The sequence below is a fragment of the Pseudomonas graminis genome, from assembly GCF_004364335.1.
Classification (GTDB): Bacteria; Pseudomonadota; Gammaproteobacteria; order Pseudomonadales; family Pseudomonadaceae; genus Aquipseudomonas; species Aquipseudomonas graminis_D.
This window is the reverse complement of record NZ_SOCR01000009.1, coordinates 39,955-66,602: the sequence shown is the minus strand read 5'-3', so window position 1 is coordinate 66,602 and position 26,648 is coordinate 39,955. Positions and strand designations below refer to the sequence as shown.

Below are 26,648 nucleotides of genomic sequence, written 5' to 3'. Positions count from 1 at the left end.
AGACACCGCTTTCGCGGGCAAGCGCGCTCCTACAGTGGATCTCGGTAACGCACGCCATGTTCGGCGTACCTAGAATCCGTAGGAGCCGGCTTGCTGGCGAAGGCGGCGTGTCAGGCGATTGATGGGTCACAGAGACGCCGATTTCGCGGGCAAGCGCGCGCCTACAGTGGATCTCGGTAACGCACGCCATGTTCGGCGTACCTAGAATCTGTAGGAGCCCACTTGCTGGCGAAGGCGGCGTGTCAGGCGATTGATTCGTTACAGACACACCGCTTTCGCGGGCAAGCGCGCTCCTACACTGGTTTTCGGCAAGGCATACAATGTTCGGCGTACTCAGAATCTGTAGGAGCCGGCTTGCTGGCGAAAGCGGTGTGTCAGTTATCAGTGATAGGTCTGACCGATCGGGTTCGCCAGCAAGCCGGCTCCTACGGACTGCAATCATTCCCCGGAGCGCCAGCCTATGCCCACTGCCCAATCCGACACCGCCTTTACGCATTTCCTGCGCGAATTCTGGCTGGCCCTCGGCGGCCAAACCCGCTATCTCGATCATCTTCAGATCACTGGCGAAGGCGCGCTGGCGTCGGCATTCCCGGTCACCGACTTCGCCACGGCGGCCATCGCGGTGGCGCAACTGGCGGTAGGCGAATTGATTGATCAGGCCCACAGCATCTCGCCTGCGATCACCGTCGATCGGCGCCTGGCCTCATTCTGGTTCGCCACATCCCTTCAACCCCAAGGCTGGTCGCTGCCGGCGCAGTGGGATGCGGTGGCGGGGGATTACCGCGCAGCGGATGGCTGGATTCGTTTGCACACCAACGCGCCGCATCATCGTCAGGCCGCGCTCGCCGTCGTGAAAACCGCCCCCGAGCGCGATGCGGTCAGTCAGGCCGTGCTGCGCTGGCGGGCGAGTGAGCTGGAAAGCGCGGTGGTCGCTCATCAAGGCTGTGCCGCCGAGATGCGCAGCGCCACGGCCTGGCGCGAACATCCCCAAGGTCGCGCCGTTGAGCTAGAACCGTTGCTGCATCGCACCGATGCGCCAGTGGGACCGGCTTCAGCCGGGAAGGGCTCACCTGCGTCAAGCCGTACACGACCCGAATGGATCGTCCCCCGCGAACGCCCCCTGCACGGCATCCGCGTGCTCGACCTCACGCGCATCCTGGCCGGCCCGGTGGCGACGCGATTTCTCGCCGGTTTCGGCGCCGATGTGCTGCGCATCGATCCCCCTGGCTGGGACGAGCCCGGCACCGTGCCCGAGGTCGTGCTCGGTAAACGCTGTGCGCGGCTGGATTTGCGCAAGCCGGCCGATCGCGCGGTGCTGGAGGGCCTGATCAGCGAGGCGGACGTGATGATCCACGGTTACCGCGCCGATGCCCTGGCGCGCCTGGGCCTCGGTGCAGAACGCCGCCGCGCGCTCAATCCCGGTCTGGTGGATGTGTCCTTGAGTGCCTACGGCTGGAGCGGCCCGTGGCGGGAGCGACGGGGTTTCGACAGTCTGGTGCAGATGAGTTGCGGCATCGCCGACGCCGGCAGGGTCGCAGCGGGAAGTGATCGGCCCGTGCCGCTGCCCGTGCAGGCGCTGGATCACGCCACCGGGTATTTGATGGCGGCGGCAGCGGTGCGCGGCCTGACCGAGCGACGGATCAACGGGCAGGGCGTTCAGATTCAAGCATCCCTCGCGCGCACCGCGTTATCGCTGATGTCGTTTACCCCAATCGAGACGCAGCCTGCAGCGCTGCTACCGCTGAATTCGAGCGATTATTCCGACGTCATCGAGCGCACCGTCTGGGGCCCGGCGCTGCGCCTCAAACCCGCCGGGCAGATCGACGGCACGCCAATGCACTGGGATTTACCGGCGAGCGCACTGGGCAGCGTCGACGCGAAATGGCTGTAACGCGAATCAGCCTCCCGCAATCATCAAATCCAGGTTCTGCACCGCCGCCCCGGCCGCGCCCTTGCCCAGGTTGTCGAACACGGCCGCCAGCAACACGTGGCCATCGTTCTCGAACACCATCAGCCGCAGGTTATCGGTGCCGTTCAACTGACGCGGGTCGATGCCGGTCAGCGCGCGCGACTGATCCATCGGCATCACTTCAACAAACCCGCTCCCCTGATAATGCTCCGCCAGCGCCCCATGCAGCGCCGCTCCGGTGACGCCGTGGGGCAGCAAGCGCGTTTGCAGCGCGATGGTCAGCACGATGCCCTGACGAAACGCGCCATAGGCCGGAATGAACACCGGCCGCTCGCTCAGCCCGCTGAATTGCTGGATCTCCGGGACGTGCTTGTGCGCAAGGCTCAGGCCGTAGACCTGAAAAGGCACCGCCTGCGCGACATCCGGCCCCTCGAACTCATCGACGCCGGCGCGGCCTTTGCCCGAATAGCCCGACACCGCATTGATGCTGATCGGGTAATCGCGGGGCAGCAGACCCGCGTCCAGCAACGGCCGCAACAGACCGATCGCCCCGGTGGGGTAGCAGCCCGGATTGCTGACGCGTCGGGCTGTGGCGATGCTTTGTTTCTGCGCGCCGTTCATCTGCGCGAAACCGTAGACCCAGTCGGGGTGGGTGCGGTGCGCGGAGCTGGCATCGATGACCCGTACATCCGGGTTAGTGATGCTCACGGCTGCATCCCGGGCGGCGTCGTCCGGCAAGCACAGCACGGCGATGTCGCAGGCGTTGATCGCGGCGGCGCGGCTTTGCGGGTTCTTGCGATGCTCGGCCGGCAGCGTCACCACGTGCAGGTCCGTGCGGCCTTGCAGGCGCTGATGAATTTGCAGGCCGGTGGTGCCTTGGTCACCGTCGATGAAGATGATGGGCTGTGACATGGGTTTAGGTTCCGCAGAAGGTCGTCAATGACCGCCATCTTCAAGGGCACTCGTTGATAGAGAAAGTTGAATTTGTTGACGGTACACTTCAGTTTTTCTGAAGGAAGGGCCGAGCGATGCGGGAAATCAGTCTGGATCGTTTGCGCACGTTAGTGGCCATCGCTGATCACGGCTCATTCGCTGAAGCGGCGCGGGTGCTCAATCTCGCCCCGCCGACCGTCAGCCTGCACATTGCCGACCTGGAGCAACGGGTCGGCGGCGTGTTGCTCTCGCGCACCCGCGGGCGGGTTCTGCCTTCGGCCATCGGTGACACCTTGATCGAGCGCGCGCGGCGCCTGTTGGCCGATGCCGAACAGGCGCTGGAGGACGTCGAGCGTCAGGTCAAAGGGCTGGCCGGGCGGGTGCGGCTGGGGGCGTCAACCGGCGTCATCGCACAATTGCTGCCCCAGGCGCTGGAAACCCTGGAGCAATTTCACCCCGGCATCGACGTGCAGGTCGCGGTGCTGACGTCGCAACAGACCCTGCAAAAGCTCGCGGACGGCAGCCTCGACATCGGCGTGATTGCGCTGCCCCAGGCGCCGGTCAAGGGCCTGTCAATTCAGCCCTGGCGGCGTGACCCGGTGATGGCGTTTCTGCCGGCGCGCTGGGACTGTCCGCCGGTGATCACGCCGTCATGGCTTGCCGGTCAGCCGCTGATTCTCAATGACGCCACCACCCGGCTGTCCCGCCAGGTAGCGGAGTGGTTTGCCAGCGAGGGGCCGCAGCCGACGCCGCGCATTCAGCTCAATTACAACGACGCCATCAAGAGTCTGGTGGGGGCAGGCTATGGCGCGACGTTGCTGCCCCACGAGGCGTCCACGCCCGCGCCGGAAAGCCGCATTGTCATGCGTCCGTTGCAGCCGGCGTTGTGGCGGGAGTTGGGCATTGCGCACCGGGCCGGAAGCGTCGAACGCTCGACCGGGTATGTGCTGGAGGTGCTGCAGGAGCTGGAAGCGTTGTAGCGTGACGGGAGGTCAAAATAGACCGGTAGCCGACCGGCGCCTGACCCTTTCGGGCGCCCGGTCGGCTAAGACGCTGAAGTCATGCCATCAGAATTTGAACGCCTGGCGGCCGATCAGCAGCCATTGGCCTTTCTGCTTCTGCCAGACCTGAAAGTTTTCGATCTCGGTCGGCACAACCTTGCCGCTGTTTACCGCTTCGGCCGAGAAGTGATTGCGCACCAGGGCAACGTCGCCGTTCATGTTGATTTTCTGGTTTTTCATTTCGAGGGTGTTGAAGCCGCTGCGCCCGGTTTCGATGTCGGCGATGAACTCTTCCTTGTTCTGCACCTTGCCGCTGGAGTGTCCGTAAGTGACGTTGTCGGACGTCAGCGCGCCCAGGGCCTTGACGTCTTTGTGCAGCATCGCCTGGGTCATTTTGTCGACGGCCTTGGCGACGTCTTGCTCATCGGCAGAGGGTGCAGCGGCGACGAATCCTGAAAACAGGCACAGGAAGCCGAGGGTCAGTTTGAGTCTGGTCATGGTACGTCCTTTTTTATTGTTGATTGAGGCGTCATGCAGGGGCCGGTTTCGTTCAAAAACGGCTTTGTACGTCGTCGTACAACTGCGAAGCTCAGGCTAGCCCACAACGGGCGTGTTGGAAAGGGAGCGTTTAAAAGAGGGGTGTCGTCACGGCGCGGCTTGATACAGGCGGACAAAATGCTGCTTTACTGAGGGCTCGGCGCGGCACGTTCAGGCGCTCGCTTTCGCGCCTGTGGCCGCTGAAATATCGATGAGGATGCGCACAGATGACCCGTCTCACCGCCAAAGACTTCGACCCGCAACTGCTTGAGCTCTACGACTACTACGTTCACGGCAAGATCAATCGACGGGAGTTTCTCGATCGCGCGGCGGTGTTCGCCGTGGGCGGGCTGGCCGCGACGACGATTCTGGCCTCGCTGAGCCCCGATTACGCCCTGGCCGAGCAGGTCAAGTTCACGGATCCGGACATCATCGCCGAGTACATCACTTATCCATCGCCCAAGGGCCATGGCCAGGTGCGCGGTTATCTGGTGCGGCCGGCGAAGGCCGATGTCAAAGTCGCGTCGGTGCTGGTGGTGCATGAGAATCGCGGTCTGAATCCTTACATCGAGGACGTCGCCCGGCGTGTGGCCAAGGCCGGTTTTATCGCGTTGGCGCCGGACGGTCTGACGTCGGTCGGTGGCTATCCGGGCAACGACGATCAGGGACGTGAGCTGCAGCAGAAGGTTGATCCCGAGAAGCTGATGAACGATTTCTTTGCCGGCATCGAATGGCTGATGGCTCATCACGCGTCCACTGGCAAAGTCGGGATTACCGGGTTTTGTTACGGCGGGGGTGTTTCCAATGCGGCCGCTGTGGCCTACCCGGAGCTGGCGGCGGCGGTGCCGTTTTATGGCCGGCAGCCCAGGGCCGAGGACGTCAGCCGGATCAAGGCGCCGCTGTTGTTGCATTACGCTGAGCTGGACAAGCCGATTACCGATGGCTGGCCGGCGTATGAGGCGGCCTTGAAGGCGGCGGGGAAGACTTATGAAGCGCATGTTTATAAGGGCGCCAACCACGGGTTTCATAACGATTCGACGCCGCGGTATGACGATGCTGCTGCTACGTTGGCGTGGGACCGGACGTTGGATTGGTTCAAGAAATACCTGGTTTGAGGTGAGGCTGGGAGAAGATCAAGAGCGTCTGCCTGGGGGCAGATTGTTTCGCCTTCGGCGACTTACTTTTGAAAAGCACCAAAAGTAAGCAAAAGTGCCTGCTCTCGGTTTGGCCCTTCCTTCGTCAGGGTTCCTTCACTCCGGTCTCGCTCCGTGGGCCCGCCGCCATCCGCCATCCATGGCGGGGGGCGGCTCTCGCGGCATCCATGCCGCTTGGCCCACTCCGCGAGACCTGCGTTCAGCCTGCACCCAAGTCGCGATTGGCGGTGTCTGGAATTCTTGTGCTCGAAAATCAAAAGCAAAAGCTTCCCGGCTGAAGCCGGTCCTACGGTCGAGGTCACTGCGACTCTTATGTGATGCACGCGATGCTTTTTGTGGGACCGGCTTTAGCCGGGAAGAGGCCGGTGTGTTCGCCATCACTTTTGTGGTGTGCCGCCGAATGCCTTCCCGGCTGAAGCCGGTCCTACAGTCGAGGTCAGCGCGATTCTTAATGACTGCACGCGATGCTTTTGATCGTTCCTCACGCTCTGCGTGGGAATGCATCCCCTGACGCTCCGCGTCAACGGTCTTGCTGGAGGAACGCGCTCTCATTGTAGGACTGGCTTTAGCCGGGAAGAAGCCGGTGTGCTCGCCATTAATTTTGTGGTGTGACGCCGAATGTCTTCCCGGCTAAAGCCGGTCCCACTTCGTGATCGCGGTGTGTCAGTCGGCACCAAAACCCTGCACGGTGTGCTTTTTTGAGGCGAGCGCTGGCGCTTCCGACGGTAGGAAAATACCTTCAACTCCAGCCAGCAGGGCCTTCCCATCAGTGGCCCGGCTTTTGCTTTTGTTGAATCCAAACTTGGATACAAGATGGAAGCCTCCCATGCATGACCTCCAACACCCTCATCTCGGCTGGACGATCAACGAGTGGCTGACGGCCTATCAGACCGGGCAGTTGTCCCCTGACGTGCTGCTGTCGGTCGCCAGCGCTTACCCTGAAACCGACACTGCGTGGATCGCCCGTGCCAGTCAAACGCAGATCGGCGAGCAGCTCGATGCGCTCGGCGAGCGTCTTGCTGCAGTCAACGGCGATATCACCCAACTGCCGTTATACGGCGTGCCGTTCGCGATCAAGGACAATATCGACGCGGCGGGCTGGCCGACGACGGCGGCGTGCCCGGAATTCGCGTACACCGCGAGCAAAGACGCAACTGTGGTGGCCCGACTGCGTGCAGCGGGGGCGATTTTGATGGGCAAGACCAACCTCGATCAGTTCGCCACAGGCTTGGTCGGCACCCGTTCGCCCTACGGCGCCGTGCCCAACAGTTTCAATTCCGATTACGTCAGCGGCGGCTCCAGCTCTGGCTCGGCGTCGGTGGTGGCGCGGGGGCTGGTGGCGTTTTCGTTGGGCACCGACACCGCAGGCTCGGGTCGGGTGCCAGCGGGCTTTAACAACATCGTCGGCCTGAAGCCGACCAAGGGCCGCTTGCCCAACACCGGGCTGGTGCCGGCATGCAAGACCGTGGACTGCGTCTCCATCTTCGCGCTGACCGTAGACGACGCCCAAAAAGTCGCCGGCCTGGCCGAAGGCTTCGATGGCAATGACGCCTATTCCCGCCACAACCCGGGCACGGCGCCGGTGGGTTTCCGTGCCGCGATAAAGCTGGCCGTGCCGGATACCCTGGAGTTCTTCGGCGATGCGCAGAATCAAGCCGTGTTCGAGCAGGCGCTGCACCGTTTGAACGACATGGGCGCCGAGATCACCCGCATCGACTTCGCCCCGTTCAAGGCCTTGGCCGAGCAGCTGTATTACGGCCCCTGGGTCGCCGAACGTACGGTAGCCCTGACCTCGATGCTGGAAACCCACCCCGACGCCATCAACCCGGTGGTGCGCGGGATCGTCGAAAGCGGTTTGGCCTACAGCGCCTGTGACGCCTACCGCGCCGAATACCTGCGCGCCACGCTGAGCCGGCAGATCAACGACGCGCTGGCCGGGTTTGACGCACTGGTCGTGCCCACTTCCGCGACCCTGCGCACCCAGGCGGAAATGGCCGCCGAGCCGGTGCTGTACAACTCGCAGTTCGGCTTCTACACCAACTTCACCAACCTGGCCGACCTCTCGGCCCTGGCATTGCCGGCAGGCATCCGTGCCGATGGCTTGCCGTCGGGGATCACGCTGATTGCGCCGGCCTGGCATGACACCGCTCTCGCTCAATTCGGCCAGCGCTGGCAGGAAAGCGTCGGTTTGCCGATGGGCGCAACCGGCCGCGCGATGCCAGCGTCGCCAGCGCCGACACCTTCGCCAGCGACTGCACCGCGCGGCAGCGTGCGGGTTGCCGTGGTGGGCGCGCACCTGACCGGCATGCCGCTGAATGTCCAGCTCACCCACCGCGATGCCGTGCTCGTTGAACAGACGCTCACTGCGGGCGATTACCGGCTCTACGCCTTGCCCGGCACCGTGCCGCCCAAACCGGGATTGGTGAAATCCGCAGGTGGTGCGTCAATCATCGTGGAGCTGTGGGACATCCCGCTGGCGCGCTTTGGCGAGTTCGCGGCCGAGATCCCCGCGCCGCTGGGCATCGGCAACCTGACGCTGAAGGACGGTCGCAGCGTCAAGGGCTTCATCTGCGAACCCTGGGCGATTGATGGCGCGCTGGACATTACCTCGTTCGGTGGCTGGCGCGCGTACATCGCCAGCCTGAAAAAAGCCTGACCCGACGCCTGACGCGGCCCGCTGACCCCGTCGCGTCAGGCGCACAGATCACCTGCCGGAGCACCCAGGCCATCATCCCTTCACAGACACCCAAACAGCGCCCGGACAACCTGGCCGAGCGCATCTATCAGCAGCTCAAGGAGGACATCTTCGAGTTCCGCCTGCTGCCGGGGGATCGCTTCAGCGAAGGCGAGGTGGCCGAGCGCGCGCAGGCCAGCCGAACGCCGGTGCGGCAGGCGCTGTATCGGCTGGAGCGCGAAGGCTATCTGGAGGTGTATTTTCGCAGCGGCTGGCGGGTGAGGGCGTTTGATTTCCATTATTTCGAAGAGCTTTACGACGTGCGCATCGTGCTGGAGTGCGCGGCACTGGCGCGTCTGCACGTGCTGGATCTGGAGCAACACCCGGTCATCGCCGAGCTGAAACGCACCTGGTTTGTCACGCCCTGCGAACGCCTGCAAGACCCCCAGCAGGTGTCAGCGCTGGACGAGCGTTTCCATTGCGCGCTGCTGGAGGCGGCAGGCAACACCGAGATGGCGCGCCTGCATCTGGAGATCACCGAGAAGATCCGCATCATTCGCCGCCTGGATTTCACCCAGGCGGCACGCATCGAGGCGACCTATGACGAGCACGGACAGATTCTCGACGCCGTGCTCAAGCGCCAGACCGATCAGGCCCGGCAGTTGCTGACCCGGCACATCGAAGTCAGCAAGCAGGAAGTGCGCAAGATTACCCTGCACCGGCTCCACATCGCCCGGCCATGAACGGAGATCTGCACCTCCCGTCAACTGCAAGCCAAACAGCACTCAGCGCGGATTGCGTCGCTCGGCCACTTCAGCCAATACCGCCAGGTCCATCTCGCCCTGACCGTGGTCAATGGCGTCCTGCAAGTGGGCGCGGATCATCTCGGCGCTCGGCATCTGCACTGAAACCTGGCTGGCCGCCGCCAACACCAGATCCACATCCTTCAGGCCGAGCACCGCCTTGAACGCCGCCGGCTCGTAGGTGCGCTCGCCGATCAGCGCGCCATAGCCGGCGTACACCGGGCCAGGGAAGATTGTTCCCGACGCCAGCTCCACCAGATCGGCGGATTTCAGACCGTGGCGTGTGACCAGCACCGCCGCCTCGCTCATGGCTTCGATGGCCGAGACCAGCATGAAATTCATCGCCAGTTTCATGGCATTGGCGCTGGAGGGTTTGTCGCCCATGCGCCAGGTCTTGCTGCCGATCAGGTCGAACAACGGCTGCACCCGGTCGATGGCCTGGGCAGCGCCGGCAGCCATGATGTTCAGCTTCGCAGCGGCGGCCATGTTAGGTCGGCCCATCACCGGCGCGGCGATGTAGTCGATGCCCTGTGCGGCGTGCAGCTCGGCCAGCTCATCGGCGAAGGTCACGGAAATGGTCGCCATGTTGATGTGGATCAGCGGGCCCTTGAGTCGCTTGAGCAGACCGGAATCCAGCAGCACCGCGCGCAAGGCCTGGTCGTCGGCAAGCATGCTGAATACCACGTCGGCGGCGAACGCCTGCGCAGGCTCGGTGACTGCCGTGGCGCCTTGCTCTACCAGTGGCTGCGCGGCTTCGGGGGAACGGTTCCAGACCAGCAGTTCATGACCGCCTTTCAACAGATTGCCAGCCACGGCCTGACCCATATTGCCGAGGCCTAGAAAGCCGATTTTCATGGGGATGCGCTCCAGTCGAGAGAAGGGGATGGGGGCGCACACTCCTATCATCAAACCGTGAGCCATTCACTTAAATTCTGGGCCCGTATGTCGGAATTGATGCGTTGCAACTGGTGAAGGTCAAGGGTTCCCAGCGGATGGTCTCCCGTCTGCTCGGTCACTTGCGCCGCCAGCCTCTGCCTGAACAGCGCGGTCCGGGATGCGTCCAGGTACTGGGCTTTCTCACTTTTCTGGGTCTTCACCCGCACGACCAGATCGGCGGGCAGTTCGACACCTTTGACGGCGCAGCCCAGGCAGACCGTGGCGAAATCATCCAGGGTTCGCACTTCCAGCTCCTTCAACTTGCCGCCGTTTTCCGGGCTTCCCGACAGCGGGTGCTCCTTGTTCTGATAGGAATACTGCTTGGTGTCGGAGGTGTACTGAATCGCGTGGGTGGACAAGTTGTTGATCTTCTCGAAACCGAACACCAGGGGCACTATGCCGCCCTGGTTCAGCACGCTCAGGTACGGGGCTTTGCCATCTTCGAGGGAGCGCAGCAACTCACTCGCGGCCTGGTGATAGAAACGATTGAGGTCTTCACCCCTTAGCTCATTGCCCTGTCCGCCAGACCGCAAGGCAATGGAGCCTGGCAATTTCAGGTCACCCAGATGTTCATCAAGCGGCGCGCCGATGAACTTCCGACCGACCGGCTTGAGGATGTAGTTGGCGTGCAGAAAGCGCTGCAGCCATGCGGCACCTTCGGCAGGCAGTTGCTCGGGATCGGCGACGTCGATTGATGGCGCCATGGCATTGGGCGGCAGGGCTTTGCCGGTGTCGAGGGCATGCAGGATAACCTGCGCCAGGCGGTGTTGCAGCGCCCGCGAGTGGGCGTTGCTGGTATTCACCCCTTTGCCCAATGAATAGGTGCGGGCTTTGCTGCGCAGGTTGGGCCGGGTGGTCGTGTCGTTCGAGCTCTCCCGGGTGCGATCAGAGAAAAACACTTTGCCTTCCAAAGACTGGGTGCCGCCCTTGGCATCATTGACGCCGCCTTTCAGCGCCCCGGATTGCAGGATTTCCAGCCCCCACGGTGTGCCGTGCAACGCCTCCGGCTTGGCATAGGCCAGGGGCGCCGTCGGGTTGAGTGACTGCAGCAAGGCCATGCGCAGACCGGAGCGGCTGCGCTCGTCGATGTCGCGCATTTTGTCGAGCACATCCAGCGGCGAATGGCCTTCGGCGTTCAACGTGTTGGCGCGCTGTCCGTCCTTGCGCAGGCGCGCCAGAGCCTCGGCGTCGCGATTGACCACGGCCGCGTGCAGCGTCGGGCTGGCCTCGGAGGTTTCAGCGCTGGCCGAAGGGCTGTGCGAGGTGACAGCCGGGATGAAAGGCGAAGACGTTCGGATAGGAGTCATAAGGGCGCGCTTATGGTTAAAAACGCCTGAGTGGACCCTACGCGCCTAACGGTTCCACATCACCCGTGCTTTGCCGCGTGCCGTGCCTCGCCGCGGATCACCAGCCCGATGCCGATACCCGAGACCGCCATGCCCAAGGCCATCAGCCACGACAGCGGTTCGTCGAACATGGCCCAGGCCAGCAGCAGGGTCAGCGGCGGGCTGAGGTACAGCACACTGGCGACCCGCGTTGGCGTGGCCCGGCGCAGGCACATCCAGTACAGGCCGTAACCGCCGACCGTCGACACCGACGTCCACAGCACACTCATTGCGAAGCCTGCATTGGGGACGGGCGCGAGACTCCCGTGCAGTCCGGCAACGAGGGCAAACACGAAGGTCGAGACGAAGCACTGCAACCACAGGTTGGGCAGCAGGCCCAGCGCCTTCGGGTCCGGGGAATGTTTTTGCCACAGCGTGGCGACCGCCAGCGACAGCATGCCCAGCACCGGCAGGGCATAGGCCCATGGCGGTGCGTTGCCCCAGGCCAGCGCGTCGTGGGTCGCCAGCATTACGCCGGCCAGGCCGATCAGCAATCCGATCCATACGCCGCGGGTCAGTCGCTGGCGGAGCACCACCGCCGCCAGTACGGCCATGCCGATCGGCAGCAGATCGGCAAACAGCGCCGCCAGCCCGGCGGGCACCCCAAGGGCAATCCCCTCGGTTACGCCGAACAGATAACCGGCCATGGCCAGCAGCCCGATGCCGGCGTTTTTCAGCAGCACCGCGGGCGGCGTCTGGCGCAGTTGCCTCACGAGGAAGGGAAACAGAATCAGCGTGACCAGGAGGCAACGCCAGAACACCACCAGCGAGGCCGGCGCGTAATCGATGGAAAAGCGCGCGCCAATGAAGCCCGAACTCCAGATGATCACCAGCCCGGCTTCCAGCAGCGGCAGGGGGATTGCCCTGCGTCGGGACGGCAGAGAGAGGTTCACGTTGGTCAGTTCGTTTGAAGTGTTCATGGACCCAAAGTACCCAACCGCCGTAATCTAATAAATCAAAATAAACGGCAGCAGTGCTTCGGGATACGTAAACCATGAGCGCCATTCTGGATATCGAACAGGTCCGCACCTTTCATGCTGTAGCGCGTATTGGCAAGTTCAGCGCCGCGGCGCAACAGCTGCACAAGAGCCCGGCGGCCGTCAGCGTGCATGTGCAGCGCCTGGAAGCGCTGGCGGGCGGACGACTGCTCAATCGCGACAATCAGTCGGTGTCGCTGACGCCGCTGGGCAAGCGTTTTCTGACCTCCACTGCGGCGCTGCTGAGCACCCATGATCAGGTGCTGGCCGAGCTGCAGGGCACTCAGCTCGCAGGGCGCATCACCCTTGGCGTGCCGGATGAATACGCCACGCACCTGATTCGTGACGTGCTGCCGATTTTCACCGCCGCGTGGCCAAACATCGTCCTGGAGCTGAAAACCGCGCCCAGCTTCATCCTGCGCGATCAGGTGCGGCGGGGTCGTCTTCAAGTGGCGGTCATCGCCCAGCCGGAAGGCCAGTTGGGCGCGGACGATCAACTGCTGGTGCCGACGACGCCGGTATGGGTTGGCGCTGCGCATCACTCGGGGGATTTGCCGGACCCGTTGCCGCTGGCCGTGCATGCGGCCCAGTGCTCGTACCGGCAAGCGATGATCGAGTCGCTCAAGCGCAGCGGTCACCGCATGCGCATCGTGCTCGAGAGCTCGTCCAATCAGGCCGTCAAGGCCTGCGTCGAGGCAGGCCTGGGAATCAGCGTGATCGATCGCGCCCGGGTCACCGACGGCATGCGCATCCTGGACGGTCTGCCGCTGATCGCCGACCACGACATCATTGTCGTGCGCTCGTCAGCCTCCCACGGGGATGACGCGGTAGACCTGCTGCGGCAGGCGATCGGGCAGTATTTCCGTCTCTGACGGCGGCGCGGCTCAGTCCTCGGAGCGCTCGCAGAAACGCAGGCGATTGCCGAACGGGTCGGCGATTTCCATGACCTTGCCCCAGTCCAGGTCCTGAATGCCGGGCCGTGAATAGCCGTAGTTTTTTGCCAGCAGTTCGCGCTGCAATTCGGCGATGTCGCTGACCGGCACGAAGAGCGTCGAGCCCGGCGTCGCGTCGCCATGGTGCTCGGTCAGGTGGATCACGAGCTGATCACGGCGGGCCTGAGCATACAGCGGCAGACCCTCCTCGAAGCGGTGCTCCCACTCCAGGCTGAAGCCGAGAAAATCGACGTAGAACTCCTTCGCCTTGGCTTCGGAAAAAATACGAATCAGCGGTATCGCCGGGCACATTTGCACAGGGGGTCACTCCTTGAGGGTCTGAGCGGGCGATTCTAGCCCAGCGTGGCCCCGCGTCCAGCCGGCGTCTGCTCTGGTGGCCGGCTGGCGCACGTAAATCGCCAGCAACATCGCGCCGAGGCTCAAGGCGGCGAGGGCCACCGCGCCGACATCGATCGCCAGGTCCAGACCCCATGCGGTGGCGGCGCGGCCCAGCAACAGCGCGACAACGCCCTGCATCAGGTACGCCACCAGAAACAGCGCCGACAGGGTGCCGGCGCGGTGATGCATCGGCGCGTGGGCGTTGATCAGGTTGAGGCCGCCCATGAACAACAAGCTGTACCCGGCGCCGCTGGCCGCGCTGGAGAGCAGGAACACCGGCAGGGCGTGGGTCTTGGTCGCGAGCATGAGCAGCAACAGGCTGGCGATGGAAAAACTGGCGCCGGCGATGATCGACAGCCTTGAGCCGAAGCGTTTGCCGATAATGCCGGTGATGCCGAGCACGATGGCAAACAGCGAAATGGCGCCGCCGTTAACCAGCGCGTTGCTTGAGCCGATCAGGTCGTGGGCGATCTGCGAGCCCAGCGAGAGCATTGTCGCGCCGACGGAGTAGGCGCTGAGCACTGCGCTGACTGACACCAGAAACGTGCGGCGCAGTGGTGGGTGAATGTGCGGCAGCTTGAGGGACCAGGGTTTGTTGCTCTCTGCCGGGGTGTGACGCGGCAGCCGCCAGACGCCGAACAGCGTGGCGCCGAGCACGAGGATCAACACCCAGAAACTCAGGCGCGTGGGGAACGGCGCGTACTGGATCAGCCCGCCCCCCAGGATCAACGCGGCAGCAAGGCCTGAGGCCTGTGCGGCAGTGGTGATGGCGCCGGCGAGTTTCGCCTTGCCCGGCGCGCTGAATTCGACGACCGCTGCGGCGGAAGGGCCTGCTGATAGCCCGACGCCAATGCCCATGAACGCTCGGCCGATCAGCAGCCACGTGACATCGGGGGCGACGGCGAACAACAGCACGCCGATCAGTGAAGCACCGACGCCGAGCAACATCGCCGCACGGCGCCCGATGTAGTCGGAGAGGTCGCCCAGGGCAATCAGCGTCGCCACGACGAACACCGGGAACACCGCGAAAATGAGCGTGGTCACGGTCGGCGTCAGTTGCCATTGGTGGGCGTAAAGCGGGTACATCATGGCGGGCGCGGCGCTGGTCCACAGCGTATGGACCACCACGGCGGCCGCGACCCGGAAACTGGTCTGGCGGCTCCATGTCGTGTGGGAGTGATTCATTCGAAGCGCCTCGCAGGGATCAGATCGTTGACGTTAACGGGGGAAGTTCGGCGTGGGCTTGTATCGATGTGCGTTTGTTGCGTGACCGGGCTTTGACGTAGCACCGGCTTGCATGTACCCAGTGGGACCGGCTTCAGCCGGGAAGACGTCGGATGCAACGCTCGGAGATTGGTGGTGTATACGCGGGCACTTTCCCGTCTAAAGCCAGTCCTACTGGCACAGCGCGTGTACTGAGTAGGATCGGCTTCAGCCGGGAAGGGGCCGGATGCCACGGTACAAAATTGAGGGTGTTCACACAGGCATCTTCCCGGCTAAAGCCGGTCACACCCATGCGCTGCTTAGAGCCCGTCGCCCCTCAGATGGCAAAGCGAACGCGACACCGGTAGGAGCCGGCTTGCTGGCGAAGGCGGCGGATCGGTGACGAAGATGTTGACTGACATGACGCATTCGCCAGCAAGCCGGCTCCTACAGATTTTGCGCCGAGTCGGTCATCCGGAGGGTAAGCGGTACCAGGGGGGGGCGCGCCGTGAGGCAAGGCAAAAACGGCGCCGTGCTGAAGATCAGCAACGGCGCGCGTCCGAGAAGCGGGGGATAAAGCGAGTTAGCTGCGCAGGTCTTTCTTGATTTCGTCTTCGTCTTTGTGAGGCGCCGCTTTTGGCAGCTCGGCGGGGTAGAACTCACCCTTGAGATTCAATGCAGCGATGCGCGCCTTGAGCTTTTCGATGACCAGATCAATGTCCTGTTGATCATCGAGATCGTCCACACGCAGCCACAGGTGCGGAAGATTTTCAAAGTACACGCCGTCGATTTCCACATCACCGGTCATCACGCGGTCCTGGCGCCACAGGCACTTGCGGTGAACCGTCGCCGGATCCTGTGGCCAGGTTTCCGACGTGGTCAACCAGACCTCGTGGTAATCCTGCAGATCAATTTCTTCAACTTTGTCCAGTGGGATAAAAGTATTCACATATCACCTGTCAGCCAAGGGGACCGGGCAAGGTCGTTGCGCTGCTGCCTGCCCCAGATCCAATACCGTTTCAAAAAGCGCACATCACTATGGCCGCCGTTTGGCTGACGAGTTCAACGCCCGCGCGCTATTGCCGCACGGCTCAGCCCGTCAACGCAGTCACGTTAATGCAGCGCCGGCTCGCGACTGAACGCATCGACCGCCCGCACCAACCCCCTGGCCGCCAGTGCCACCAGCTCCCCGCCTTTTTCCGGAGTGGCCAGCGCAGGGTCTGAGCCCATGCGCCCGTCGGGGAAGCGCGCGCGGAAATCCTTCGCCTCGCGGATCGGCCCGGAAGGCGCGATTTGCGGCGAGTAATCCGCTGATTTGATGGAGTCCGGGTAGGCCCACTGGGTCACCGCGATCTCGGATGGCGTGGCGTGGGAACCGTGACCCACCGGAAACTGCCGATGGGCCAGTTCGCCAACGCCTTCCAGGTCCCACCAGTTGGTCAGCTTCAGGGCGAAGCCGGCGGAACGCCCGGCGAAGCTGGCCTCGGCGTACAGCTCGGAAAACGCTGCCTCGATCGACGCGATGTTGCCGCCATGACCATTGAGGAAAAGGATTTTTTCGAAACCATGACCCGCCAGCGAGCGCGTCCAGTCACCGATGGCGGCAATGAACGTCGAGGGGCGCAGCGAGATCGTCCCGGGAAAGCCCAGATGGTGCTGCGCCATGCCGATGTTAAAGGTCGGCGCGATCAGGATATCGGCGCTCTTCTGCGCTTCGTGGGCGATGATCTGCGGGCACATCCAGTCGGTGCCCAGCAGGCCGGTGGGGCCATGTTGTTCGTTCGAGCCGATGGGCACGACGATCGTGCGGCTGCGCTTGAGAAACTGCTCGATCTCGATCCACGTGGACTGGTGCAAAAGCATGTCAGGTCCTCTCTTGAGAAATAGGGTTGGAAATGGCGGTCAGTCAACTGGGCCCGGGCGTGCGTCGGGTCGACGTGCTGGACGTTCGCCGTCGTTTACGCCGCGGGCGCGGCCGGAAAACGCGCGATGAAACAGGTGCCCAGCTCCTCGGATGAACTCACGGTCAGGATGCCGTCATGGCCCTTGGCGATCTGCGAGGCAATGTACAGCCCCAGTCCCAGGCCTTCTCCGCGACCGCCCGCTTCGGACCGGGTGAAGGGTTCGAACAGCAGCGGCATCAGCCGTGGCGAAATGGGCGTACCGTTGTTCATGACGGAAATGATCAGCTGATCGCATTCCTGCCAGACGTGCAGATGGATCGGCGTCGTGGGTGAGCCGTGGGTGACCGCGTTGCCCAGCAGGTTGGACAATAACTGACTGATGCGCAGCGGGTCACAATAGACGGTGCCGCTGAGGTCGATGGCCTCGATGAAGCTCGCCTGCGGGTGCGACGAGCGGATCTCGTCCACCGTCGATCTCAGCACGTCGGTAAGATCGTCGGTGAGGTGGCGTTTAACCGGGATGCCGCCGCCCATTCGGCCCCGGGCGAAATCCAGCACGTTCTCGATCAGCGCCCCCATGCGGATCGAGCTTTGCCGGATGAGGGCCACCAGCCCCAGCGAACGCTTGTCTTCGGTTTTGGTCGCCAGCAAGTCGGCGCTCATGCGGATCGCACTCAGGGGCGTGCGCAGGTCGTGGCCCAGCACCGCCATGAATTGCTCGCGCAGTCGACCGTTTTCGTTGGCGTCGGTCAGCTCGGCGCGTGCGCTGTCCAGGTGACCCTGGGTGTCCAGGCTCATGGCGATCAGTTGCGCGAAGAGGGTCAGTGTCTTGACGATGGCGGGATCGTCCAGGTCGGCTGGCACCGAATCGATCGCACACAGCGTACCGAAGAAGCGGCCGTCGGCCAGAACGATGGGGATCGAGATATAGCTTTCCAGGCCGTAGGTGAGGGGGGTGTGATGGGTGGCGAAGTGCGGGTCGGCGCTGGCGTGGCCGAAAACCACGGGCCGCTGATGCTGCCTGATCTCGTGGCAGATGGTCGACTCCAGCACCAGTTCGCCGCCCGGCTTGAGGCCGAAGTTGATCGAGTCATCGACGGCGCAGGCCACCCAGTGGCTTTCAGTGACCCTGGCGATTGCCGCGAAGCGCATGCCCGTCATGTGCTTGACCATGCTCAAAATGACGGGCACGGCGGGGATCGCATGGATCGCCTCAACATCCAAAGCAAACTCTGGGCGGGTCATCGGATCGGGCTCTGGGGTGGTGGGAGGGCAGCGTAGCTAAAATCGGCCGATATGGCTAACCCCTCGGCCCCGTAAGCGAGGTGTGGGCGCAGATTATTGAACCCTGACGCTCTTGGCGGGGTCGTGTTATTGATGCCCCACAGGCAAATGTCATGTGCGTCCCGATAGCTATTTGCTGACGGTCGACATGGCGATACTGGTCAGCCTTATGTCCTTGGAAGCTTGCGCTTCTCCAGGCGCTCTGTTTCTCAGCGCTCTTTATCCCTTAAAACAATGGGCCCATGGATGGCCGCCGCGAGGTTGAACGATGATTGCGATGCACCGATTTGCACTGCTGATGACCACTGCTGCGATGCTCAGTGCCTGCGGCGAGACCGCCAAGCTGCCGTTCCAGGCGGGTGTAGGTGCGCAGCCGCAACTGCCCGAGCCGAACAGCACGCTGATTCCGACGGTCAAGGTGTCCAAGGCGGTCGGCTGGAAGGGCACTGACGCGCCCAAGGCCGCCGACGGCTTCAAGGTCAGCGCACTGGCCGAGAACCTCGATCACCCGCGGTGGCTGTACAGCCTGCCCAACGGCGACATCCTGGTGGCCGAAAGCAACAAGCCGCCCAAGCCTGAAGGCGCGACGGACGGCGGGCCGGGGGTGATGGCCTGGATCAAGCGTACCGCCACCGGGATCGTCATGAGCCGGGTCGGCGCCGAAGCCGAGAGCGCCAACCGCATCAGCATCCTGCGTGATGCCGACGGTGATGGCCGCGCAGAGATGAAGAAAGTGTTCATCAGCGGCCTGACCTCGCCGTTCGGCATGGTCCTGGTAGGCAACGAGCTGTTCATCGCCAACGCCGATGCCGTGGTCAAAGTTCCGTACAACGATGGCCAGACCGAAAGCACCGCCAAGCCGGTGAAAGTCACCGACCTGCCGGCAGGCATCAATCACCACTGGACCAAGAACATCATCGCCAACCGCGAAGGCACCAAGCTGTACGTCACCGTGGGCTCGAACAGCAACGTGGCCGAAAACGGTCTGGAGGCCGAAGAGGGCCGTGCGGCAGTCTGGGAAGTCGACGTCAAGACCGGGCAGAAACGCCTGTTCGCCAGCGGCCTGCGCAACCCCAACGGGCTGGCCTGGAAGCCGGGCAGCAACGAGCTGTGGACGGTGGTCAACGAACGTGACGAAATCGGCAGCGACCTGGTGCCGGATTACCTGACCTCGGTCAAGGATGGCGCGTTTTACGGCTGGCCATGGAGCTACTACGGCAATCACGTCGACAGCCGCCTGCAGCCGCCGCGCCCGGACATGGTCGCCAAGGCCATCGCCCCCGATTACGCCCTCGGCACCCACGTCGCGCCACTGGGCCTGACCTGGTCCGACCCGCGCGGCATGCCGGCCAAATTTGCCGACGGTGTGTTTGTCGGCGAGCACGGTTCGTGGAACCGCAATCCCCAGGCCGGCTACAAAGTCGTCTTCGTCGGCTTCAAGGATGGCCGCCCGACCGGCCTGCCGGTGGACGTCCTGACCGGCTTCCTCAACGCCGACGGCGACGCACAGGGCCGTCCGGTCGGCGTGATCCTCGACAAGCAGGGCGCATTGCTGGTCGCCGACGATGTGGGCAACAAGGTCTGGCGCGTCAGTCAGGCCAAGTGATGTCTTAGTCATGAACGGGAAATGCCGGTGATGATCACCGGCTTTTTTCATTTGGGCCATTCCTTGGCCGTGCCTGCCGCTAGCGTGAAAACCGCCGCGCGCCGGCCACGCAGAGGATCACTCCGACGGTCACCACCAGCATCCCCAGGCTGACCTTTTCATGCAGCAGCGTCGCTGCCAGGGTCAGGCCGAAAAAAGGCTGCAGCAATTGCAGTTGTCCCACCGCAGCGATCCCGCCCTGGGCGAGACCGCGATACCAGAACACGAAGCCGATCAACATGCTGAACAGCGACACGTAGCCCAGGCTCGCCCAGGCCGGTGCACTGATGGTGGACAGCGATGGCGGCGCGCTGAAAAGGGTCAGGAGCAGCATCAGCGGCAATGCCAGCACCAGCGCCCAGCAGATGACTTGCCAGCCGCCTGGCGTCCGGGACAGCGTGGCGCCTTCGGCGTAGCCCAGGCCGCAGACGACAATCGCCAGCAACATCAGCAAATCCCCCACTGGCGACGCCGACAACCCTTGGGCACAGGCGAACCCCACCACCAGCGCGCTGCCCAGCAACGAGAACACCCAGAACACCGCACGTGGCCGCTCGCCGCCACGCAGCACGGCGAACACTGCGGTCGCCAACGGCAACAGGCCGACAAAAACGATGGAGTGCGCCGACGTGACGTATTGCAGGGCCAGCGCGGTGAGCAGCGGGAAGCCGACCACCACGCCGCTGGCAACGATCAGCAGCGGGATCAGTTGGGTGCGCTGCGGGCGCTTCTCCCGCAACACGAGCAGCAAGCAGACCGCGACCAAACCGGCGATCGACGCTCTGGCGGCGGTCAGAAACAGCGGCGTGAACTCCAGCACGGCGATGCGTGTTGCAGGCAGTGAGCCGCTGAAAATGATCACGCCGATCAGGCCGTTCAGCCATCCGGCGCTGTTGGGTTTTGCCGTCAGGGGCTGGACCTTTGAAGAGATTTCCATAGGGTTCGGACTCTTGAGGCGCAGGCGTAGCGACGCTGGTGCCATTGATGGTATGTGGCCGATTGACCGATTGCCGTCAGGGCAGCGTACGGTCCAGAATCAGCACAATCAAAAAATTGTCATGGATACAGCGCTATGCCCCGCGCCCGCTACAAGACCCTTGTCGACCGATTCGCCGCGCAGATCGCGTCTGGTGAGCTGGCGCCTGGGACGCGCCTGCCGCCCCATCGTCAGTTGGCGGCAGATGAAGGCCTGGCGCTGGTCACGGCGTCTCGGGTTTATGCCGAGCTGGAAGCCATGGGGCTGGTCAGCGGCGAAACCGGGCGCGGCACTTTTGTTCGGGAAATCGCCCTCCCGCTGAGTCATGGCATCGATCAGCAGATCAGTACGCCCGGGGTCCTCGATCTCAATTTCAACTGCCCGACCCTGCCGGGCCAGACCGAACTGCTGCGCAACGGCCTTCGCCAGTTGGCATTGTCGGGTGATCTGGAGGCACTGCTGCGCTATCAGCCCCATGCCGGCCGAAGCCATGAGCGCGCGTGCATGGCGCGGCACCTTGTTGCTCGGGGATTAGCGGTCGAGGCCGAGGAGGTGGTGATCGTCAGCGGCGCGCAGCATGGCCTGGCGGTGACGATGATGGCGTTGCTCAAACCGGGGGATGTGGTGGCGGTGGATGCACTGACCTATTCGGGCTTCAAAGTGCTGGGCGACGCGCACCGGCTGGAACTGATCGCGATCCCCTATGCCGATGATGGTCCCGATCTGACCGCGCTTGAGAAGCTCTGCCAGCGCCGACGGATCAAGGCGGTCTACACCATGCCGACGCTGCACAACCCCATGGGCTGGGTGATGGCCCTGCCGTGGCGCGAACAGTTGGTGCGCATCGCTCGACAGCATGGGTTGCTGTTGATCGAAGACGCCGCGTATGCGTTTCTGGCCGATGAGCCGCCCGCGCCGTTGAAGGCCCTGGCGCCGGAGTTGACCGTCTACGTCTCGGGCTTCTCGAAAAACATCGCGACCGGCCTGCGGGTGGGCTACGTGGTCGCGCCGCTGCAATGGGTTTCGGCCATCGAGCGCGCGATCCGGGCGACGGTCTGGAACACGCCGGGGGTGATGACGTCTCTGGTCTGCGGCTGGATTGAGGACGGCACCGTCGCGCGCCTGGAGGCGGAAAAACGCCTCGACGCACGGGCTCGACAGACCCTCGCCCGGGAGCTGTTAACCGGGTTGAACGTCATCAGTCACCCGGCGTCCTATTTTTTATGGGTGCAGCTGCCGGAAGACGCCAGGGCCGATCAGGTGGCCATGGAGTTACTGGCGAACAAGGTGGCGGTGTCGACTGCTGAACCGTTCGCCACCTCCAGCGCCGTTCCCCATGGAATTCGCCTGGCGTTAGGCTCTCTTGATCTGGATGCCTTGCGGGTTGCGTTGCAGGAAGTACGTCGGGCGGTTGGCCGCTACGTGTATTGAAGGGTGCGAAAAAGGAGAGGGCAGCGAGGTTTGTTGAAGCATCGGTAAAGGTGTTTCTCAAAGCGCCTACCATTCTTGAAATCGATAGTGACCATCACGCCAGGCGAGTTCTCTTTTCCACGGAAGAGAGGAGGATGGCCCCATACCGAACTTGCTTGAGAAGGACGCCACGCGATGAAAATTTCAACCCTGCTGACCCTCGTCGCCGTGCTGTCCAGCGGATTCGTCGCGACGGGTACTGCTGTTGCAGCAGGCCCTGTTTCGGCAGCGGACGCTGAGGCGTGCCATTTGTTGCCGGTGGTTGAAAGCCGTGTGGCATTGCAATCTTCCCAAAGCGTTGGCGTGCTCTACAGCGAAAACACCGTCAGCACCCTCGAATACCTTGAGCGTTATCACGCAGTGGCGCTGAAGGGCGTCAAGAACGGCGGGCTGGATTCGCGCATTCGCGAGGCGTTCGTCAGCAGCTCCGATCCAAAACTGGCGATGGACTGGCTGAAAGGTTCGTTGCAGAAGCAGTTTGCGTCGGTGACCGTGTACGACAATCTCGATGCGCTGATGCAGGCGCGACCTGATGTGGTGGTGATGCTCGACACCTATAGCCGCCTGGTGTCCCAGCGCAACTCTCAGGTCGAAGCGCGCTTCATCGCGAAGTTCTATGATTCGAATCTGCAGTACATCGGCAAGGCTGAAGGCCTCGGCGCCAAAGAGCTGACCTCGGTGTGGGTCCACGACAAAGCTGCTCCGGAGATCGCTGCGCAGATCAATCAGCAACGTGACCTGCAAATCAACGCCTTAAAGCAGTTCGATGCATCGCTTAAAGCGCTGGTGACCACGGGTAATTCGGCGGAAGTGGCGAGTAACTGACCGCTGGGTACAACCATTAGTTTGCGCTGCCTGGCCTTGTGCTTCCCGGCTGAAGCCGGTCCTGCAAGCTCAATGCGGTCACCACTAGGTGAATGCGGCGTGAGCCTTTTCTTCGACCCAATAAAAACCGCTGCGCCCCTCATCAAGGCGTTAGCGGTTTTTTTGTGCGGGCGGTTACTTGCCGTCAGGCAATGCGTAGGCAATCACATAGTCACCGCGATCCGCCGACTGACGGGCGCCGCCGGCGGTGATGACGATGTACTGCTTGCCGGTCTTCGGCGACACGTACGTCATCGGGCCGCCCTGGCTGCCAACGGGCAAACGGGCTTTCCAGGCTTCTTCGCCGTTGGCGCTGTTAAACGCGCGCAGGTAGTAATCCTGGGTGCCGGCGATGAACACCAGTCCGCCCTGGGTCGACAGCGTGCCACCCAGCGTCGGCATGCCGATCGGCAGCGGCAGGTGCATTTTGATACCCATCGGGCCGGTGTCCTGAACGGTGCCGACCGGCACTTGCCAGGCAATTTTTCGGGTCTTCATGTCGATGGCGGTCAGCGTGCCGAACGGCGGCGCCTGGCACGGGATGCCGGCCACGGACAGGAAGCGGTTCTTGTTGACGGCGTAGGGCGTGCCTTTCAGGGGCACCGCGCCCATGCCGGTGTTCAATGCTTCACCGCCGGAGGCTGCAATGGCGTCCTTCAACTGCGGCACCATCTGAATCCACAGGCCCAGGCGCATGTCATTGACGAAGATGAAGCCGTGAACCGGATCGGTCGACAGGCTGCCCCAGTTCATCCCGCCCAGGGAGCCCGGGAAACTCAGGGAAATGTCGGTGCCCGGCGCGGTGAACAGGCCGTCGTAGCGCATCTTCTTGAACGAGATCCGGCATAACAGCTGGTCGAACGGCGTCGCGCCCCACATGTCCGATTCGGTCAGGGTCTGCGCGCCGATCTGCGGCATGCCGACGGATTTTGGCTGGGTCGGCGAGTAGGGTTCGTTGGGGATGTTCGACGGCTTGACCGGGACTTCCTTGACCTCGGTCAGCGGCTGGCCGGTGTGGCGATCAAGCACGAAAATCTGCCCGGCCTTGGTGCCGATGACCAGCGCCGGTACTTTGCTGCCGTCAGGCTTGGCGAAGTCGATCAGGCTCGGCTGCATCGGCAGGTCGAAATCCCAGAGGTCGTTATGAACCGTCTGATACACCCACTTCTGTACGCCGATGGTGGCGTTCAATGCCAGCACCGAGGCGCCGTAGGTGTGGTCCAGCTCGGTGCGCTTGACGCCGTAGATGTCAGTGGACGAACTGCCCATCGGCAGGAACAGCGTGTTCATGGCCGGGTCGTAGGACATCGGCGCCCAGCTGTTCGGCGTGCTGCGCACGTACGTCTTGTCAGCGGATGGCGCCTGCTTGTCTTCGGGATTGCCCGGATCGAACGCCCAGCGCATTTGCCCGGTGACCACGTCAAAGCCACGGATCACCCCGCCCGGCATGTCGGCCTGCACGTTGTCGGCCACGCGTCCACCGACGACCACGGTGGTCCCGGCCATCAGCGGCGCCGATGACAATTGATAGTAAGAGTCGGGCACGTTGCCCAGACCGGCTTTGAGGTCGACCTGGCCGTTGTTGCCGAAGCCCTGGCAGAACTCGCCGGTATCGGCGTCCACGGCAATCAGGCGCGCGTCGATGGTGTTGGTCAACAGACGACGCTGGCAGTGGGCGCCGGCCGGCACGGCGACCGACGCTGCAGGCGTGCTGCCATCGGTGGGTGGCGCGACGGCGGCGCTGGCGTCGAAATAGGCCAGCCCGCGGCAGCGTTGCCACACGGCGGACTTGGCGTTGATTTCATTTTTCCACAGCTGCTTGCCGGTGTCGGCGTCCAGCGCGATGACGTTGTTGTGCGGCGTGCAGATGAACACCTTGTCGCCGACCTGCAGCGGGGTCATCTGGTCTTCGGCGCCATTGCCATCGCTGAGGGCGACGTCGCCGGTGTGGTAGGTCCAGGCCGGCACCAGCTGGCTGACGTTGTCGCGGTTGATCTGGTCCAGCGCGGCGAAGCGGCTGCCGCCTTCGTCGTTGCCGTAATGCGCCCAGTCCTTCTGCGCGTGGGCCGGATCGACTTTGGTCAGCGCCGGGCCATCGCCCGTGGGCGACACCGAGGCGTGGGGCTGAAACATTCCCCAGCATCCCGCCACTATCGCCAGCGCCAGCACACCACCCGCGACGTAACCGCCGCGACCGGTTGCCAGGCCATTGGCCTTGCGCAGGGAAGGGTAGATCAGCGCGACCAGCAGGCTCAGGACACCCAGCGCGAACAGCCGTGAAACCAGAGGCCAGAACACCAGCCCGGCGTCCAAAAGCGCCCAGATCAGCGTCAACAGCATCACCGCTGCGAACAGCCACGCGCCTGCCAGGCGCCGTTGGAACAGCAGGACGGCGCAGACGATGAGGCCCAGTCCGGCCAGCAGGAAGTACGCGCTGCCGCCCAGCGTGACGAGGTAGCCGCCGCCCGCTGCAAAGAGTAATCCGAAAACCAGCACGCCCAGCGCGACGACCCGAATGGGCCAGCGGCTGACGGCTGCCGAAGGTTGTGAGTGATCCATGAGGTATTCCTGCTGACGCGATGAAGGGCTGTGGACGACCGATCAAGTGGGGTGAGGACAAGGGTTCAGAGCGTGATGGCTGCCAGATGCGATTCTTCCGGCATTATCCGTCGCGTAATTAACCGGTTAGTTAATTTTGCGCGAAGATAGCAAAAAACCGCTGGCACTGCGTCAATTTGTCTCTGCTTGAGGAATTGGGGCGAGCGAAGTGCGGGGCTGGACGTGTCAGCTCTGCTGATCCATGAATGCGCGCAACCGGTGTTGCAGGCGGTCCACCGCGTTGTCCATCGCCAGAAACGCCTCGACCGTCATCACCTGCCAGCGCTGGCCTTCATCGCCGAATACCACGCGATCAAACAGACCCTCGGCCACTTCAGCGACAAAGAACCAGGTGTCGAGCCTGTTGACGCCCTGACCCCGGTAGACCTGTTTGTGGATGATGGACGCAGGGTCGAGGGCGATGCCGAATTCTTCCATCGTTTCCCGCACGGCGCATTCTTCTGGCGTCTCGCCGCCCTCGCGGCCGCCGCCGGGCAGGTCCCACAGATTCGGCCAGGGGATCTCCGGCTTGTCGTCGCGTTGGTAAGTGAGCAGCGTGCCTTTGCACAGAATGGCGACCTTCGCGCCGGAGAAAGGAGGGTGTGCGGACATGATTGCGCCTTGATGGAGTCAGTGCGGATAACCTAGCACTTCCTGGCTGGGGCATCGTCTTGCAACCAGTAAGACTGACACACCGCGTGCCCCTTGGTGGGACCGGCTTTAGCCGGGAAAGCTTCAGTCATCACACTGCAAATTTGTGGGTGTTCATACCGACCTCTTCCCGGCTAAAGCCAGTCCCACTAAAAACGTCGCGTGCATCCAGTGGCACTGAGGGTGTTCCGATCACACTGACACACCGCAGTCACCTCGTAGGACCGGCTTCAGCCGGGAAGGCGTCAGCGGTCACACTGCAAATTTGATGGTGTTCATACTGACCTCTTCCCGGCTGAAGCCAGTCCCACTAAAAGCGTCGCGTGCATCCAGTGGCACTGAGGGTGTTCCGATCACACTGACACACCGCAGTCACCTCGTAGGACCGGCTTCAGCCGGGAAGGCGTCAGCGG

22 protein-coding genes are annotated in these 26,648 nt (G+C 63.2%); 9 read left to right on the top strand and 13 right to left on the bottom strand.

Annotated elements, in window-relative coordinates; translation table 11 throughout:
- The first annotated feature begins 460 nt into the window (after nucleotides 1-460).
- Nucleotides 461-1,891 carry a CoA transferase gene (locus EC919_RS17980; protein WP_133775769.1) on the top strand — a complete coding sequence of 477 codons (1,431 nt, stop codon included), beginning with the start codon at nucleotides 461-463 and terminating at the stop codon, nucleotides 1,889-1,891.
- Between the two features lie 6 nt (nucleotides 1,892-1,897).
- Here the strand turns inward: EC919_RS17980 and argC are convergent, their stop codons facing one another.
- A complete protein-coding gene (gene argC, locus EC919_RS17975) occupies nucleotides 1,898-2,821 on the bottom strand; it encodes an N-acetyl-gamma-glutamyl-phosphate reductase (RefSeq protein WP_133775768.1) in 924 nt (307 codons plus the stop codon).
- A 116-nt stretch (nucleotides 2,822-2,937) separates the two neighbouring features.
- Here argC and EC919_RS17970 point away from each other — a divergent pair, with 116 nt between their 5' ends.
- A complete protein-coding gene (locus EC919_RS17970; RefSeq protein WP_133775767.1) occupies nucleotides 2,938-3,822 on the top strand; it encodes a LysR family transcriptional regulator in 885 nt (294 codons plus the stop codon).
- Between the two features lie 87 nt (nucleotides 3,823-3,909).
- Here the strand turns inward: EC919_RS17970 and EC919_RS17965 are convergent, their stop codons facing one another.
- On the bottom strand, nucleotides 3,910-4,341 hold the full coding sequence (locus tag EC919_RS17965; protein WP_133775766.1) for a nuclear transport factor 2 family protein: 432 nt from the start codon (nucleotides 4,339-4,341) through the stop codon (nucleotides 3,910-3,912).
- Between the two features lie 266 nt (nucleotides 4,342-4,607).
- Here EC919_RS17965 and yghX point away from each other — a divergent pair, with 266 nt between their 5' ends.
- The 3 genes from yghX (at nucleotide 4,608) to EC919_RS17945 (ending at nucleotide 8,951) form a co-directional block, all read left to right on the top strand.
- Nucleotides 4,608-5,495 carry a YghX family hydrolase gene (gene yghX / locus EC919_RS17960; RefSeq protein WP_133775765.1) on the top strand — a complete coding sequence of 296 codons (888 nt, stop codon included), beginning with the start codon at nucleotides 4,608-4,610 and terminating at the stop codon, nucleotides 5,493-5,495.
- An 865-nt stretch (nucleotides 5,496-6,360) separates the two neighbouring features.
- Nucleotides 6,361-8,190, top strand: a complete 1,830-nt coding sequence (gene atzF / locus EC919_RS17950) for an allophanate hydrolase (protein ID WP_133775763.1) — start codon at nucleotides 6,361-6,363, stop codon at nucleotides 8,188-8,190.
- Between the two features lie 74 nt (nucleotides 8,191-8,264).
- Nucleotides 8,265-8,951 (top strand): GntR family transcriptional regulator, encoded by a 687-nt coding sequence (locus tag EC919_RS17945; protein WP_432213832.1) that lies wholly within the window; start codon nucleotides 8,265-8,267, stop codon nucleotides 8,949-8,951.
- 42 nt (nucleotides 8,952-8,993) lie between these two features.
- Here the strand turns inward: EC919_RS17945 and EC919_RS17940 are convergent, their stop codons facing one another.
- From EC919_RS17940 to EC919_RS17930, 3 genes are read right to left on the bottom strand one after another with little or no spacing between them, the layout of a single operon-like run.
- Complete coding sequence (locus tag EC919_RS17940) at nucleotides 8,994-9,866, bottom strand: NAD(P)-dependent oxidoreductase (RefSeq protein WP_133775761.1); 873 nt, start codon at nucleotides 9,864-9,866, stop codon at nucleotides 8,994-8,996.
- Between the two features lie 50 nt (nucleotides 9,867-9,916).
- Nucleotides 9,917-11,254 (bottom strand): ankyrin repeat domain-containing protein, encoded by a 1,338-nt coding sequence (locus tag EC919_RS17935; protein WP_166650580.1) that lies wholly within the window; start codon nucleotides 11,252-11,254, stop codon nucleotides 9,917-9,919.
- Nucleotides 11,255-11,313: 59 nt separating this feature from the next.
- Nucleotides 11,314-12,252: a DMT family transporter gene (locus EC919_RS17930; RefSeq protein ID WP_133775760.1), complete on the bottom strand. Its 939-nt coding sequence runs from the start codon at nucleotides 12,250-12,252 to the stop codon at nucleotides 11,314-11,316.
- Nucleotides 12,253-12,326: 74 nt separating this feature from the next.
- Here EC919_RS17930 and EC919_RS17925 point away from each other — a divergent pair, with 74 nt between their 5' ends.
- Complete coding sequence (locus EC919_RS17925) at nucleotides 12,327-13,181, top strand: LysR family transcriptional regulator (protein ID WP_133775759.1); 855 nt, start codon at nucleotides 12,327-12,329, stop codon at nucleotides 13,179-13,181.
- 12 nt (nucleotides 13,182-13,193) lie between these two features.
- Here the strand turns inward: EC919_RS17925 and EC919_RS17920 are convergent, their stop codons facing one another.
- From EC919_RS17920 to EC919_RS17900, 5 genes are all read right to left on the bottom strand, one after another.
- Complete coding sequence (locus tag EC919_RS17920; protein WP_133775758.1) at nucleotides 13,194-13,559, bottom strand: glyoxalase superfamily protein; 366 nt, start codon at nucleotides 13,557-13,559, stop codon at nucleotides 13,194-13,196.
- A gap of 6 nt (nucleotides 13,560-13,565) precedes the next feature.
- Complete coding sequence (locus EC919_RS17915) at nucleotides 13,566-14,825, bottom strand: MFS transporter (protein ID WP_133775757.1); 1,260 nt, start codon at nucleotides 14,823-14,825, stop codon at nucleotides 13,566-13,568.
- 601 nt (nucleotides 14,826-15,426) lie between these two features.
- Entirely contained in the window at nucleotides 15,427-15,792 is a 366-nt protein-coding gene (locus EC919_RS17910; protein WP_133775756.1) for a hypothetical protein, read from the bottom strand.
- Between the two features lie 164 nt (nucleotides 15,793-15,956).
- Nucleotides 15,957-16,706 carry a creatininase family protein gene (locus tag EC919_RS17905; RefSeq protein ID WP_133775755.1) on the bottom strand — a complete coding sequence of 250 codons (750 nt, stop codon included), beginning with the start codon at nucleotides 16,704-16,706 and terminating at the stop codon, nucleotides 15,957-15,959.
- 95 nt (nucleotides 16,707-16,801) lie between these two features.
- Nucleotides 16,802-17,992, bottom strand: a complete 1,191-nt coding sequence (locus EC919_RS17900; RefSeq protein ID WP_133775754.1) for a GAF domain-containing sensor histidine kinase — start codon at nucleotides 17,990-17,992, stop codon at nucleotides 16,802-16,804.
- Nucleotides 17,993-18,299: 307 nt separating this feature from the next.
- On the opposite strand from EC919_RS17900, the gene EC919_RS17895 reads away from it, so the two are divergent.
- Entirely contained in the window at nucleotides 18,300-19,637 is a 1,338-nt protein-coding gene (locus EC919_RS17895; RefSeq protein WP_133775753.1) for a PQQ-dependent sugar dehydrogenase, read from the top strand.
- A 79-nt stretch (nucleotides 19,638-19,716) separates the two neighbouring features.
- Here EC919_RS17895 and EC919_RS17890 read toward each other — a convergent pair whose 3' ends face one another.
- Nucleotides 19,717-20,613 (bottom strand): DMT family transporter, encoded by an 897-nt coding sequence (locus EC919_RS17890; protein ID WP_133775752.1) that lies wholly within the window; start codon nucleotides 20,611-20,613, stop codon nucleotides 19,717-19,719.
- A gap of 135 nt (nucleotides 20,614-20,748) precedes the next feature.
- On the opposite strand from EC919_RS17890, the gene EC919_RS17885 reads away from it, so the two are divergent.
- Nucleotides 20,749-22,083, top strand: coding sequence for a PLP-dependent aminotransferase family protein (locus tag EC919_RS17885; RefSeq protein ID WP_133775751.1), 1,335 nt, complete (start codon nucleotides 20,749-20,751; stop codon nucleotides 22,081-22,083).
- Nucleotides 22,084-22,257: 174 nt separating this feature from the next.
- The gene (locus EC919_RS17880; protein ID WP_133775750.1) at nucleotides 22,258-22,947 is read left to right on the top strand and encodes an ATPase; all 690 of its coding nucleotides are present in this window, start codon (nucleotides 22,258-22,260) and stop codon (nucleotides 22,945-22,947) included.
- Between the two features lie 174 nt (nucleotides 22,948-23,121).
- On the opposite strand, the gene EC919_RS17875 is transcribed toward EC919_RS17880, so the two are convergent.
- Nucleotides 23,122-25,545 (bottom strand): glucose/quinate/shikimate family membrane-bound PQQ-dependent dehydrogenase, encoded by a 2,424-nt coding sequence (locus EC919_RS17875; protein WP_133775749.1) that lies wholly within the window; start codon nucleotides 25,543-25,545, stop codon nucleotides 23,122-23,124.
- Nucleotides 25,546-25,770: 225 nt separating this feature from the next.
- On the bottom strand, nucleotides 25,771-26,196 hold the full coding sequence (locus tag EC919_RS17870) for an NUDIX hydrolase (RefSeq protein ID WP_133775748.1): 426 nt from the start codon (nucleotides 26,194-26,196) through the stop codon (nucleotides 25,771-25,773).
- Nucleotides 26,197-26,648 lie beyond the last annotated feature (452 nt).